This window comes from Parabacteroides chongii (assembly GCF_029581355.1).
Classification (GTDB): Bacteria; Bacteroidota; Bacteroidia; order Bacteroidales; family Tannerellaceae; genus Parabacteroides; species Parabacteroides chongii.
The window spans coordinates 5,609,934-5,623,531 of record NZ_CP120849.1 but is presented as its reverse complement, the minus strand read 5'-3'; the positions used below and the strand labels follow the sequence as shown (position 1 = coordinate 5,623,531).

Sequence of the window (13,598 nt, the reverse complement as noted above, 5' to 3'; positions counted from 1 at the left end):
CTATGATTAGGAACGCTGTTCGATTGAAAGTAAAGAGTGCCTGGAAAGCATGGATTATGATACCTATCAGGAAGAATATTCCTGAAAAGGTCGTTAGCATAATAGCTCCATTGGTTCTCAATGAGCAACCGATGGTGAAACAACTTGTGATCGATAAGAATATGAACGTGCTGCAAAGAAGGACGATCCTTTGTGTCTCATCCTCACATAGTTCATAGAAACCATAGGATATTAAAGCGCTTATCACCAATGCTATAATGGATTTTACCAAGTCTATTTTCATACGAATGCAAACTTATAAAGTTGAATTTAAGACTAAAAGTTCATTCACCTCTTTGATCTCCTGTGCCGATGACCAAGCGGGTAACCCGGGATGCCACATCAGGGAATCTTGTGTCACTTTTTTATTCTTGATCAACTCGGAGAGCTCCCCGCTTGTCACAGGACCGACCTGACGGTTTTCGATAATGACGTGATATATATACTCCGGTTGTTGCTTCGGTGGCGTATAAGCTGGAGAGGGTGTTTGTTTCAATGTGTTCATCATTTGTTGTGAAAGTGACAATCCCATACCAAATTCAACCAGTTTGTCTATGGTATCTAAATTATGATTCATCGTTTATTCGTTTTATGTTTATACTTTTAGTTAAAGGACTCCCGGTGGTGGAGGGGGAGGTGTGTTCCCGTTGAGTTGAAGCAGGTTGTTCAGTTCGTTTATGTTTTCGAGTGACTCCCAGTTGCTCATACCTTGTTTCCAGACATATGTCTTGGTTGTTATCTGGCCTGAGTTGTATAATCCGATCAATTCTTCGGGATTGAAAGGCCCGCATTGTTGTCCGTTTACAATAACCATATATTGTACGACAGGTGGAGGAGGGGGAGTTTGCATGTTTTGATACATGTCCTGGTTCATTCCTTGTCCCATCATATTCATCATATTAGCCATCTGTCCGCCGACGGCACCTCCCATCATCATACCGGCCATCATGTTTGCCGGATTCATACCTGAACTGTCTCCGGTTCCCATATTCCCCATCTCTCCCAGACTGGCTGCGGCTGTTTTCAGTACGTCTGTTTGCTGATTTAAAGCGTGTGTCCGGATATAATTGCTTTCCGTCTGTAGTTTTTGTGCCCGTTGATGTTCTTCCCGGTTGATACGGAGTGTCTCTTCCATATTGTCGAGGTTGATATTTGTTTGCGTATCGATCATTTTTTCTTCCTGTTTACCGGCAACCTGCTGCAAACGTTTATATTCGTCGTTTTCACGATTTACCTGGATGGAACCTATGTCCGCCCTTTTCAGGTTGATCCCGAAATCGTCATAAAACAGGGGTTTCAGCTTCTCTTCGATAAGCGTATTGACTTCATCCAACTTCTGTTCAATTTGTAGGACCGGAATACCGTATTCTTTGGGTGCTTTGGCTATGGCACTTTTTACATATCGGTTGATTGCTGTTTTGACCTGTTCGTGGAAATCATCCAGATTGAATGCTGCCATCCTGTTGAGTTTGACGAACTGCCTGTAATCGGCGATATTGAAGATAAGTCTGCCTTTTACTTGAATAGGAGCACCGAAATTTTGGAAACGGTGATCGTACACCATAAAATCGGGGATATAAAAGGGTATTTGTATATTTCCAGCCAGATTTATGAAATATATCTCTGCCTGGAAGGGGGAACTTCCGCCGAAAGCGAGTCCGACGATGCTGGTCAGTATCGGAAAGTTGGCGGTTTTTATTGTTTCCTGAAAAGGACCTTCTATAAAATCCTGCATAGTCCCGTTGTTTTGCTTGTATACGAAGACTGCTACTTCACCATCTTTTACCTGCAAACTGCTACCATAACGTATGGCATTTTCTTTTTTGCTTTTTTCTCCTGTCGGGCTCCATTTCCAAATCAGGAATTCTTTCTCATCGCAACGGATAGTATCCATGATACCACCTTCTTTGTTATTTCGGAATAGTCCCATATCGATTATTTATAGATTAATTTTTTCAGTTTATTGAAGTCGGAAGGATAATGTAGAGAACTGCATGTCTCCAAAAAATCGATGGCTCCCTCTTTTCTGTTGTTTTTTAGTTGATCTTCGATGATGATTCGGGCACAGCTATAATCGCCCCTCTTTCCCATACAATGCAGCAAAAAGAAAGAAGAAGCCTTTTCCCATTGTTGTTTTTGGGATAAGTGATGGATAACCTGTGTTCTGATATTTTCTCCCTCGTCTATACTGTTCTTTTCTACATCCGGGTAGATGGCGATCGCTTTGTCATATTCTTCCTGTTCCAGATAAGTGATGATCGAACTTTCTTCAGGAGGCAGGTCGGCGGTTGCTATAAATTTTGATAGGGAGAAAATGACAGATCCGGTTACGATCAGGATACAGATGATACTGATGACACCAAGCGTATTATATTGGAAAGCCTGTTTCCGCCATTCTTTTTTAATAGTATCCATTTCCTGGTCCAACGTCAGTGATAACTCCTTCACCTGTTTGTTTTTACCGAAATGGGTATTGGCTTGCCGGCGGTATGTTTCGTAATCGGCTGTTATCAAGTTGAATTGACTGGAGGCTTCATTTTTCTTATTTCTGAACTTTTTTATAATGGAAAAGATAGATAAAAACAAGAATAATGAAACAGCGGACCAAGCCATTATACTCATACTCACAGCCGCCAGTACGAATAGCTGAATGGTAAGGATGATATAAAAGATAAACATATATTTTTTTATACCGGTGAATACAGTCGGTTTATCCTGTTGTTTGAGCTTATGCAGACAACTTTCCATTTTTTCGACCAGTTGTTCCAGCAGGTTGCCTGTATTATCTGTTTGGGTCGCTACGTAACCGCAAACCGGGCAGACTTTCGATAAAGCCGGCATCGGCTCTTTACATACGGGACAATGTTCCATATTAATTGAATTTAGAGATGAACCAGTTATTGATACTTTTCATTAGCGAAGGTTTGTTTGCTTCGTTGTTTGCTATTGCGATATCTCGGGATGCGTTGATTGCCATTTTTTGTAAAGCCACTTCGTCATCGTGGATACGGCGTGCCTCTTCTTGTTTGGCCTCGTAATGTTGCATCTGGCTCGTAATAGCAGCACGCTCAGATGCGTCGATGGATGATTTAATGCTGTTGATCAGGGATGTCGCTGTTTTATATCGGTCGCTTAACGGACTGATATCTGCCAGTAACTCAATGGCTGCCGGATATTCACGAATGGCAATATGTCCTTTAGCTTCTTTGAGTAATTGGTCGGCCTGGTGATTGGCATATTGTTTGTAAATAATTTTTGTTTTATTGGCGATGGCCGGATAACCTTCTACCGATTCCGGTACACCGGCAAGAAGGTTTAAAGCGTCTTCGTAGAAGCCCTGAGCAGCAAGTGTTTCAGCCTGTTTACTTAATGTTGGGATGCGCATTTTGTAATAATCTGTAATCCTGTTTTTAGTTTCTTCTATAAATGCCGATACTTTTTCAGAACGGGGATTGATACGATTTATCGCCTGTATCAGAGCTTTGTGCTCCTGCTGGTCAATACCTTTGCCTGGAAATACGATTTCACTGATAATAGTTTGATCGAAGACATCCACTACATAAAATGATATTTCCATGCTGATCGAGAACATAGGAGGGGCAGTGGGAGTCGCTTCTTTCGTGAGAATAGTGATGTTAGGAGTTAATACAAATCTTTCGGAATAAGAGGCCAGTCCATTCATTGTCAACATTTGCCTTGCTTTCAATTCCAATATCTTTTTTACTCCGTCAGCTACGGGAAGTTCGGTACTGACAAGCGGGGTAATGTCTATCATGTCTTTGGACGACAAGGTTTGCTGCGCCCATCCACTGAGGACAGATGCGAGTAATAACAGGATTGTTTGTATTATTTTCATGATTACAGGTTTTATTTTTCACCGATGATTAAAAGACTTTCTCCTAAACTTTTCAGAACGATTTTGCCTGGTATCCTATAAGGATCCTTTCGCAGATATTTGCGGAGAGAGTTTGTGAAATCTCTTGTATCCATAGCTCTTCCGTCTTCATCATATAAGGGGATACGGACTTGGCTGAAACGTATGTGTGTCTCTGTCGCATCATCAATGGAATAACGTCCTTTGACTGTGTTGTCGGTCATCCAGTTTTTTATAATATCGTATAGTTCATCATCTCCGAATTCAGATTCAAAATCGACTTCGGAGTTTTCGAACAGTTTGATTTCGACGATTACTTCCCGACCGTTTTCAGCCATGTCTTCGAAGTGTTTTTGTAGTCTGTCTGAGAAAACATTCATATTCGATTGGACTGCTTCTCTGAGCATACTGGCTATCTCGGCTGAAAACGAAGGATTACCGACACCGTTGGAACCGGCTATTTGTTTATTTGTAGCAGCGTCCATTCCTCGTAAATCATACGTGATCGAGGCTTCCGGACCGGACCAGTTGATCGTATAATCAATATCCAGAATGATATCAGGTTTCGCTCGTTTTCTTATTTGGTCGAAAGGACTTTCACTGATTGTCGATCCGGATTTACTTGTTATTAGTTCGTCCTCGGCTTTGCTTGTTTCCAATTTTTTCAGTGTGGCTTCCAAATCTTCCAATTCAAATCCACGGTCTTTCATTAAATTATTAATGGTAGAGATAACAATCCTTAAGTCTTTGTTTTTCACTGCTTCATTATAATTGGCGACTTCAGAAACGAGACCTTGGTCATCGTATTGAGTCATGCAATGATTTTGCCGACACCAACTATCGCTGGGGATAACCATCAATTTTGGTTTTCGCGCCTGGCCATATACTGCTAATGAACTGATCCAAAAAACGATAAATAATATGTGTATTTTTATATTCATGATTGTTTTTTATTTTAGTATACCATCTGCTTGTAAGCGTCTTTTTAGTTCGGAACGAAATACACGCACTACAATTCCGTATTTAAGCTGATTTTTATTTGCCTCCTGAATGCGTGTGGTTCTGCCGTTTTCTTCTCCGGAGACAAAGGTTTGATATGAACCTTTGTCCTGAAAGAAGGCATTGAAATAATCCTCGTATTTGTCTGCCGCATTAACCTCAGTTAATAAAGGTTTGACAGAGCATTTTGATTGCCCGTCATGTATTCCTTGGAAAAGAATATCATGTATAGCATTTTTTTTCGCTTGTTCTATTGCATCTTTTTTGTTTTTTCCTGTTCCCCATGCCCGAAGCGTTTGGGAGCCGTCTAATTCGACTCCCAAACATTCGGTTTTATAAGTGTAATAAGAAGATGTCACCGTCTGCTTATTATTACAGGCATTTAGAAAAAGGAGACATAAGAAGCATAAACTTATTTTTATAAAGTTGGATTTCATACTATTCTTTCTTGTGTTAATTGATTAGAATATATTGCCTCCCAGTTTACTGATAATACCGGCTTCTTCCAAGTCTTTCCTCAGCTGACTTTCGGATATGGATATAATCATTCCCAGTCGATATTCCTTCTTGGTTATTTTAAGGTTTTTGACTGTGTTTCCCAGCACGGATGCATATTTGCTATAATCTCCATTTTCAAAGAAGGCATTAAAAAAATCGCTTTTGGCCTGTCTGATTGCATCTGATACCATAGGGGCGACCCGTTCTTGTTGAGGACGTGCGTAACCTTTAAACAGAATGCCTTCTACTGCGTATCTTTTGAATTCTTCGGTGGATAGTGTCGCTTTAGTCGTATTGATCCATACTTGTATCATATAAGTGCCAGATACTCCTTCTGCTCCGCTGTATTCGATGTCATACCCGATAATCGGTTCTTTCTTTTTGGCATTGCTATTGCATACGACAGAAAGACATAGTATTAATAGGATAAGTCTGATTTTCATGGAATTTTTATTATTATTTTTTCTTTTCCAGTTTTAATAAGCATCCTCGCCATTCCGGTTTTACTTTCCCTTTGAATGCCGTATATTTAATCGGGGTGTCTGCTTTTTCTCCGTTTTCAGCATCTTCTTCTCTTTCAATATCTGCTTGATAACGGTTGTCACAAATCTGATTTTTGATGGCTTTTACTTTTCCTACCGTTTCAAAAGAAGTTATTTCGTAGGTAGCAGGATCTATGATCGGTTGAAGAACTGCGTAGACATCTCCTGCTTCCACTCCTTCCCGTAATCCGATAGATGCATAAAGTACGCCTTCTTTGTCATCGATATTAATAACAGGAGTTTTCGTTTTGAATTCGTCATGCTCTCTTTGTAGTTTAACAATTGCAGCATCGATTGCCCGGGTTGTGGCTCTTTTTAATAATTCACTTTCCGGGCGGTTGGAGAAACGGCTGGCCCTGACATTACTGTATGCTTTGTCTTTGCCAACGAATCGTAACTGGCAGATGCCTGATTTGATTAGGTCATCTAATGATTTGTCATATAATTCTTTATAAAATTTGAGCGTTTTTTCTTCATTCCAATCTAATCTGTACAAATAGGAAGTTGCCTGTACGAAATATCCGCTACCCATTGATGCTCCGGCAACTGCTCCGGCTGCCTGGGTTCCAAGAAGCATTAAGTCAGTATTGACTCCAAAGGCTCCGGCTATGCCTGTAGCTACTGTCATACCATCTTGTACTTGCTTCATGATTTCTTCTTTGCTTAAATATTGCAGATAGATAGCCATGATAAAAGTATTCTCTAATAATTCTTTTCCTGCATCTTTGAAGAAAGCTTCTCCTCTTTCTGCATTCAGAGCAATATCCGTTTCCTCCGCAGTAGCACTTTGTCTTCCTCTTTCTTTGATTAATTCCATATTATAATGACTCATGTAATTAGGTCTGATTTCTTTTGCTTCATCATTATAATTGAACCATTTACATAAGAGCATGCTCGGCACTTCATTCTGTTTGAAATATTTGTCAATAACGGCTGGTAAATAGGTCTTAATACTCATTGTATCGATTTCCAATGAGCCGGCAGTTAAGGTGGAGGCTGCTACACTTCCGACCGATTTTACGAATTTACCGAATCCTTTTTGCTTTTTTTCTCCGGTGGTTGTAGCGTTGATAGCTTCCACCTCTTCAAGCGTTACAGGATATTGGTCAAAATCGACTACCCGGGTTTCTAAGCAAAGAGAATCAAACTGTGGTGGAATGGGTATTTCTGCAAATTCTCTTGCGATTAACTCTATTTTAGGAATGCTGTCATCTGCACTTATTTGCTTTTTGCCGGCTTGTGTTTCGGCAATTACGTCTGTAAAGATATTTCCGCTACTATCCAGCTTCTTATCCATTTTTAAGCTGTCTTTATCCGATTTTATTATAAATGTGTAAAGAGAACTGCGACGGAAGGAGAAAGACTTGTCACTGGTTTGTTCTTGTGCCATACCAGATAGTGTAATGCTGAGGGATACTGATAGTAAAAGTGCTTTTTTTACCCATTGGGTACTTGGGATAACAATTTCATTCATGATCATATAGTTTTATAAGTTAAATTTATATGCTGGTTATATTTGCAAAAGTATTGGATTGAAACCTTAATTTTCTTAAGCTATCTTAAGATTTTGTATTCTGCTTGTTTTAATATCTTTTGATCAATCAGGAGATGACTATTTATTCTTTTTAGTTTAATTCTCTTATAATTAGTGGGTTATGTTTAATCTTCTGAATAGGGTATATTTCTTCTTAAAAAAATACAAGTCGTAGTCATTAATTCTGGTTTTGGGTTTCTGTTTAGTTTTCAATATCTTTGTAGCAATTCCTGAGTGTTAAAGCGTTAACTGCTGAAGGAAAGACATATAGGAAACGAAAGCGTTAAAGATATTATTCCCTAATCAGGAAATCCCCAATTTTCAGTATCACAGGAATAATGGCAACAAACGCTCACGTCATTGTTATATACATACCGAATAGGTTGTATAATAGTATTGGCGTGGGCTTGTTGTCTATTATTTGTGATACGGGTATGGGGATACCTCTGATTAAATAATAGCAACAAGTCCCACGCTTTCTATTTATAATTTTCCGGACTGAGAAGTTGAAATGTGAAGATGCCGGATAGCTAGTATTTAATAATGACAAAAGATGTAGTAGTTGATTTAGAAAAATTTCGTTCTTATTTAAACGCTTATTACGCTGTTTCTGATGAGTTGTTTGCTTTACTATGCAAATTGCTGTCACCGGTATTGGTAGCCAGAGGTGAATCGGCAATATTGGAAAAGCATGGGAAGAAAAAGATTTATTTTGTTTATGAAGGGGTATGTGCCTATTGTTATAATAAGAAAGGGAAAGAATGTGTGGTTGATTTTGTGAAGGAAGGTGAATTTGCTATTATATCTCATTGCTTATATCGACAAAAAGGGATTGAATTTTATTTTAAAGCTTTAAATAACTCCTTGTTGCTGGTTCTTTCTTATGATGATTTTATTTCGTTATGGAAAACGCAACATGAGTTTACTTGTTTATTTTATAATGTGATAGAAATCTATTTGGCAAAGGTGGAAATGTTTCATTACCATTCCCGGTATTGTACGGCGAAAGAACGGATTTGTCATTTTCTTCAAGAGCCTGTTGGTTATTATCTTTTGTTACAGATTCCTAGATATTATATCGCTTCTTATTTGGATATTTCTCCAGAGACATTCTCTTCTATTCTTGGACAACTGAGCAAAGGAGAGTAAGACTTACTGATGGAGTAGTCTTGACTATTGAACAAATAGAATCAATTTGCTGTTTTGTTACAAATATTAGGTATAATATCAAAGAATGTCATAAATATGAAAAAGAAAAATGTATGGTTGGTCATCGGGGTAGTTGTGGCAATTGTCCTCCTGATGGTATGGTTATTCGTCGGAACAACAGTGGAAGAAGTGGCTGATCCGGTAGTGAGTCCGATGGTGGTTGAATAAAGTATGTAAGTGAACTGCTATTAATGCAAGGATGGCATGCTAAATGGAGTCTTAAACCCATTTCACATGCCACCTTTTATTTTTAGGATATCTATTGAATATCCCTATTGAATCTTATCCCAAGAATCCTAACAGGATACCGGCAGCTACAGCAGAACCGATCACACCTGCTACGTTCGGACCCATAGCGTGCATCAACAGATAGTTGGTCGGGTCATATTCCAAACCTACGATCTGGGAGATACGTGCAGAGTCAGGAACGGCGGATACACCGGCGTTACCGATAAGCGGATTGATCTTGTTACCTTGTTTCAGGAACAGGTTGAAGAACTTAACGAACAATACACCGGCACATGTTGCGATAACGAATGACAACGCACCCAGACCGAAGATCTTAACAGAGTTCAAGGTCAGGAACTGAGTTGCCTGTGTAGAAGCACCTACCGTGATACCTAACAGGATTGTGATTGTATCGATCAGCGGACCGCGGGCAGTTTCTGCCAGACGACGTGTCACACCACTTTCTTTCAACAGGTTTCCGAAGAACAGCATACCCAACAGAGGCAGACCGGAAGGAACCAGGAAACAAGTCAGCAACAGACCAATAATCGGGAAAACAATCTTTTCTGTAGAAGAAACAGCTCTCGGCGGTTTCATACGGATCAGGCGTTCTTTTTTTGTCGTGAGCAGTCTCATGAACGGCGGCTGGATAATAGGTACCAACGCCATGTATGAGTAGGCTGACACCGCAATAGCCCCCATGAGGTTTGGAGCCAGTTTTGAAGACAGGAAGATAGCCGTAGGACCGTCAGCACCACCGATAATACCGATAGCACCAGCCTGGTTCGGTTCGAATCCCATCTGAAGAGCAATAATGTAAGCACCAAAGATACCGAACTGGGCTGCAGCACCGATCAACATCAACTTTGGATTGGATATCAAAGCGGAGAAGTCGGTCATGGCCCCGATACCGAGGAAGATCAATGGTGGATACCATCCGGAGGTTACCCCTTGATAGAGGATGTTCAGTACAGACCCTTGTTCATAAATACCTACCTGTAATCCTGCATCTTTGAAAGGAATATTACCGATCAGGATACCGAATCCGATAGGAATCAGAAGCATAGGTTCAAACTCGTATTTTATCGCAAGGAATATAAAGAGCAAACCTACCAAAATCATGACGATATGGCCCGGAGTTGCATTATATACCCCTGTGTAGGTGAGGAACAACTGTAGGTTGTCACCCAGGAATGACATAAAACTCTCTTGCATATTCTTATCCGATTACGACGAGATCGGCACCTTCCAGTACAGAATCTCCTTTGTGTACTTTAATTTCAATAATCTTACCATCGCGGTCTGCGTTGATGTTGTTTTCCATCTTCATGGCCTCAAGGATAAGAAGAGTTTGTCCTCTTTTTACAGTGTCGCCTACATTACATTTGATCTGCAGGATAACACCGGGCAGCGGAGTTTTAACAGCTCCCTGTGTGGTAGAGGCAGCCGGGCGTGTGATAACCGATTCTCCTGAAGGGGTTGTCGGAGCCTGAGCCGGACGTTTCAGAGTAACCATTTGTTTTTTTGCCGGTTTCTCCATCTTTACATTATAGGGTGTACCGTTTACTTCTACTTCAGCGATATCGTCAACCACTGAATTGATGTGTACTTTATATACGTTACCGTTGATGGTATATTTAAAACTTTTCATTCTTGTTTGTTTTTAGAGATAATCACTTTCTGGGAGTTTCACGTAAGCTATAGATCTTTGAACTCCATGGAGAATATGCACGACGGACTTTACGGATCGTAAGTACTGTATGTTCGATGTCATGGTTGTCATCGCTCATTTCATACAGAGCCGTGGCGATAGCTGCAAAGACTTCTCCTGAAACCTCGTCAGGTGCACTGGCACTGACTGGAGCTCCGGCTTTCTCTGCATTACGTTTGCTGGCGGCAATCGCAGCTTTACCGACCTGTTTGAAGATAAGGTAAAGAAGGAGCAGTCCCAGGAATACAACAGCCATGGCTGTAATCGTCATACCGATACCTAAAGAGTCATTGTTTTTGAAGTTTTCGATCTTTTCATTCGAGTCGAGTGTCAGGTTGTTTGTGCTGGGAGTTACTTTTGTAAGCTGTGCCCATTCTTCCTGACCGTCTATTACTCTACCATAGCTCACATCCGGTCTTTGTGCAGCCGGAACCGTGATTTCGTCGATCAGTGTTCTACCATCCGCATCGTATAAAGCGATATAATTTTCTTTCGACGGGTCTAGTGTGAAATTAACATGGAAAGTTCCGCGATCCGGCTCTCCGTCAGCCCAAAATAATGTGTGCTGATGAGGAGGAATCTGAGTTAATACATCACCCTTCGGGATCGGATATTTTTTTGGGTTGTTTTTGTCGTCTGTCAAATAACAACCGGCAATGTTTACCGTTCCGGCAGAAGTATTGAATAATTCTATCCAGGCGTGACGTTTGCCGTAGTCGTCAACGAAGTTGTCTTCGTTGATAACCAACACTTCATTTATTCGCATGGAGGTTGCACGCTGTGCTTTTGCTCCGAATGAAACGAGCAAAACGAACAACAGCAATACTCCAATTCTTTTGTTAATCATATTCATTTCCTGTTTTAAGAATTATAGAGGCAGATTGTCATGTTTCTTAGCAGGATTGCTTAACTTCTTAGTCTGCAATTGTTGTAATGCGCGAATAATACGGAAACGAGTGTTACGCGGTTCGATCACATCGTCGATATAACCGTACTGAGCAGCATTGTATGGGTTTGCAAATGCTTTCTTGTATTCTGCTTCTTTTTCAGCAGTTGCTTTTGCCGGATCTTCCGATGCAGCAACTTCTTTTGCGAAGATAACTTCTACTGCACCGCTCGGGCCCATTACTGCGATTTCTGCAGTCGGCCATGCGTAGTTCATATCGCCACGCAGGTGTTTAGAACTCATCACGCAGTAAGCTCCACCATAAGATTTACGCAGGGTAACTGTGATTTTAGGTACAGTTGCTTCACCGTAAGCATAAAGCAATTTAGCTCCGTGAAGGATTACACCATTGTATTCCTGTCCTGTTCCCGGAAGGAATCCCGGAACGTCAACCAATGTTACCAGAGGAATGTTGAATGCGTCGCAGAAACGAACGAAACGACCAGCTTTACGTGATGCATTGCTGTCGAGACATCCGGCCATAACTTTTGGCTGGTTGGCTACGATACCAACTGTCTGTCCGTTGAAACGAGCGAAACCAACGATAATATTTTTGGCATAATCGGCGTGTACTTCAAGGAATTCGCCGTTGTCGATAATTGTTCCGATCACTTCATACATATCGTATGACTGGTTAGTGTTATCCGGAATAATATCATTTAATACATCATCCAAGCGATCGATAGGATCGTTACATTCGATCAGCGGTGTTTCTTCCAGGTTATTCTGCGGAAGGAAGCCGATCAATTTGCGGATCAGTTGCAGACCATCTTCTTCTGTATCGACAGCGAAATGAGCAACACCCGATTTGGTCGTGTGTACGCTTGCGCCACCCAGTTGTTCCTGGGTTACGTCTTCTCCGGTAACAGTTTTTACAACTTTCGGACCAGTCAGGAACATGTAGCTTGTTCCGCGTGTCATGATGTTGAAGTCTGTCAGTGCAGGAGAATAAACGGCACCGCCGGCACATGGGCCAAAGATACCGGAAATCTGTGGAACAACACCTGATGCCAGAATGTTACGCTGGAAAATTTCGGCATAACCGGCCAAAGCGTTGACACCTTCCTGGATACGTGCTCCACCTGAATCGTTCAGACCGATGACAGGGGCACCCATCTTCATGGCCTGATCCATTACTTTACAGATCTTCATAGCTAATGACTCTGACAAAGCACCGCCGAATACTGTGAAATCTTGTGCATAGACGTAAACAAGGCGGCCGTCGATCGTACCATAACCTGTTACAACGCCATCACCCAGGAATTTTGTTTTTTCGATACCGAAGTTGGTACAACGGTGTTGAACGAACATATCGAACTCCTCGAAACTACCTTCGTCAAGTAACATGGCGATACGTTCGCGTGCTGTGTACTTGCCTTTTTTGTGCTGAGACTCGATTCTTTTTTCTCCACCACCGAGACGGGCTTGTTCGCGAAGAGCGATAAGCTCTTTTACTTTTTCAAGTTGGTTACTCATTGTATTTCTGATTTGTTGTTAGAAATGAAGTGTTTTTGTTATTTGTTACCAGGCATGCAAAGTTCTGTCAGAACGCTGCAGGTTGATTTCGGGTGAAGGAAAGCGATGTTCAAACCTTCTGCACCACCACGGGGAGCTTTGTCGATCAGCTTAACGCCTTTTTCTTCAGCTTCATTTAAAGCAGCCTGTACATCGGGTACAGCAAATGCGATATGATGAATGCCTTCGCCTTTCTTTTCGATGAATTTAGCGATAGTGCTGTCTTCGCTGGTCGGTTCCAGTAATTCAATTTTGGTCTGGCCTACTTTAAAGAAAGCAGTTTTCACTTTCTGGTCAGCTACTTCTTCGATGTTGTAGCATTTCATGCCTAAAATTTCTTCGTAATACGGCAGACAAGCTTCGATGCTTTTTACTGCAATGCCCAGATGTTCAATATGTGTAATTTCCATGTCAATAATAATTTATTAATTGATAAATGCTTTTTGTTCTGATGGCAAAGGTACATTCTTTTTGAAGAATCAAGAAATATTTCATTAATAATA

16 protein-coding genes are annotated in these 13,598 nt (G+C 40.9%); 3 read left to right on the top strand and 13 right to left on the bottom strand.

All coding sequences use genetic code 11. The features are described from left to right. Positions 1 to 2: 2 nt before the first annotated feature. A complete protein-coding gene (locus tag P3L47_RS21655; RefSeq protein ID WP_277782095.1) occupies positions 3 to 218 on the top strand; it encodes a hypothetical protein in 216 nt (71 codons plus the stop codon). Between the two features lie 77 nt (positions 219 to 295). Here the strand turns inward: P3L47_RS21655 and P3L47_RS21650 are convergent, their stop codons facing one another. The 8 genes from P3L47_RS21650 to P3L47_RS21615 all read right to left on the bottom strand — a co-directional run bounded on the left by P3L47_RS21650 (position 296) and on the right by P3L47_RS21615 (position 7,426). After that, positions 296 to 616, bottom strand: a complete 321-nt coding sequence (locus P3L47_RS21650) for a DUF4339 domain-containing protein (RefSeq protein ID WP_277782094.1) — start codon at positions 614 to 616, stop codon at positions 296 to 298. A gap of 30 nt (positions 617 to 646) precedes the next feature. Then, the gene (locus P3L47_RS21645) at positions 647 to 1,969 is read right to left on the bottom strand and encodes an SPFH domain-containing protein (RefSeq protein ID WP_277782093.1); all 1,323 of its coding nucleotides are present in this window, start codon (positions 1,967 to 1,969) and stop codon (positions 647 to 649) included. Between the two features lie 5 nt (positions 1,970 to 1,974). Continuing rightward, on the bottom strand, positions 1,975 to 2,910 hold the full coding sequence (locus P3L47_RS21640; RefSeq protein ID WP_277782092.1) for a hypothetical protein: 936 nt from the start codon (positions 2,908 to 2,910) through the stop codon (positions 1,975 to 1,977). Between the two features lies 1 nt (position 2,911). Continuing rightward, positions 2,912 to 3,895, bottom strand: a complete 984-nt coding sequence (locus P3L47_RS21635; protein WP_277782091.1) for a hypothetical protein — start codon at positions 3,893 to 3,895, stop codon at positions 2,912 to 2,914. An 11-nt stretch (positions 3,896 to 3,906) separates the two neighbouring features. After that, a complete protein-coding gene (locus tag P3L47_RS21630; RefSeq protein ID WP_277782090.1) occupies positions 3,907 to 4,854 on the bottom strand; it encodes a DUF6175 family protein in 948 nt (315 codons plus the stop codon). A 9-nt stretch (positions 4,855 to 4,863) separates the two neighbouring features. Continuing rightward, a complete protein-coding gene (locus tag P3L47_RS21625) occupies positions 4,864 to 5,235 on the bottom strand; it encodes a hypothetical protein (RefSeq protein ID WP_277782089.1) in 372 nt (123 codons plus the stop codon). A gap of 138 nt (positions 5,236 to 5,373) precedes the next feature. After that, positions 5,374 to 5,853 carry a hypothetical protein gene (locus P3L47_RS21620; RefSeq protein ID WP_277782088.1) on the bottom strand — a complete coding sequence of 160 codons (480 nt, stop codon included), beginning with the start codon at positions 5,851 to 5,853 and terminating at the stop codon, positions 5,374 to 5,376. Between the two features lie 13 nt (positions 5,854 to 5,866). Next, positions 5,867 to 7,426, bottom strand: coding sequence for a hypothetical protein (locus P3L47_RS21615; RefSeq protein WP_277782087.1), 1,560 nt, complete (start codon positions 7,424 to 7,426; stop codon positions 5,867 to 5,869). 603 nt (positions 7,427 to 8,029) lie between these two features. On the opposite strand from P3L47_RS21615, the gene P3L47_RS21610 reads away from it, so the two are divergent. Then, positions 8,030 to 8,635, top strand: a complete 606-nt coding sequence (locus P3L47_RS21610) for a Crp/Fnr family transcriptional regulator (RefSeq protein WP_277782086.1) — start codon at positions 8,030 to 8,032, stop codon at positions 8,633 to 8,635. Between the two features lie 96 nt (positions 8,636 to 8,731). Continuing rightward, positions 8,732 to 8,863, top strand: coding sequence for a hypothetical protein (locus tag P3L47_RS21605; protein ID WP_255419298.1), 132 nt, complete (start codon positions 8,732 to 8,734; stop codon positions 8,861 to 8,863). 114 nt (positions 8,864 to 8,977) lie between these two features. Here the strand turns inward: P3L47_RS21605 and P3L47_RS21600 are convergent, their stop codons facing one another. The 5 genes from P3L47_RS21600 to mce are packed head-to-tail and all read right to left on the bottom strand — an operon-like array spanning position 8,978 to position 13,505. Further along, on the bottom strand, positions 8,978 to 10,138 hold the full coding sequence (locus P3L47_RS21600) for a sodium ion-translocating decarboxylase subunit beta (RefSeq protein ID WP_122363506.1): 1,161 nt from the start codon (positions 10,136 to 10,138) through the stop codon (positions 8,978 to 8,980). 4 nt (positions 10,139 to 10,142) lie between these two features. Further along, on the bottom strand, positions 10,143 to 10,574 hold the full coding sequence (locus P3L47_RS21595) for a biotin/lipoyl-containing protein (protein ID WP_075558371.1): 432 nt from the start codon (positions 10,572 to 10,574) through the stop codon (positions 10,143 to 10,145). 22 nt (positions 10,575 to 10,596) lie between these two features. Beyond that, positions 10,597 to 11,481 (bottom strand): OadG family transporter subunit, encoded by an 885-nt coding sequence (locus tag P3L47_RS21590; protein ID WP_075560077.1) that lies wholly within the window; start codon positions 11,479 to 11,481, stop codon positions 10,597 to 10,599. A gap of 21 nt (positions 11,482 to 11,502) precedes the next feature. Beyond that, positions 11,503 to 13,056, bottom strand: a complete 1,554-nt coding sequence (locus tag P3L47_RS21585) for an acyl-CoA carboxylase subunit beta (RefSeq protein ID WP_075558370.1) — start codon at positions 13,054 to 13,056, stop codon at positions 11,503 to 11,505. 38 nt (positions 13,057 to 13,094) lie between these two features. After that, positions 13,095 to 13,505 carry a methylmalonyl-CoA epimerase gene (gene mce, locus P3L47_RS21580; protein WP_075558369.1) on the bottom strand — a complete coding sequence of 137 codons (411 nt, stop codon included), beginning with the start codon at positions 13,503 to 13,505 and terminating at the stop codon, positions 13,095 to 13,097. Positions 13,506 to 13,598: the final 93 nt, after the last annotated feature.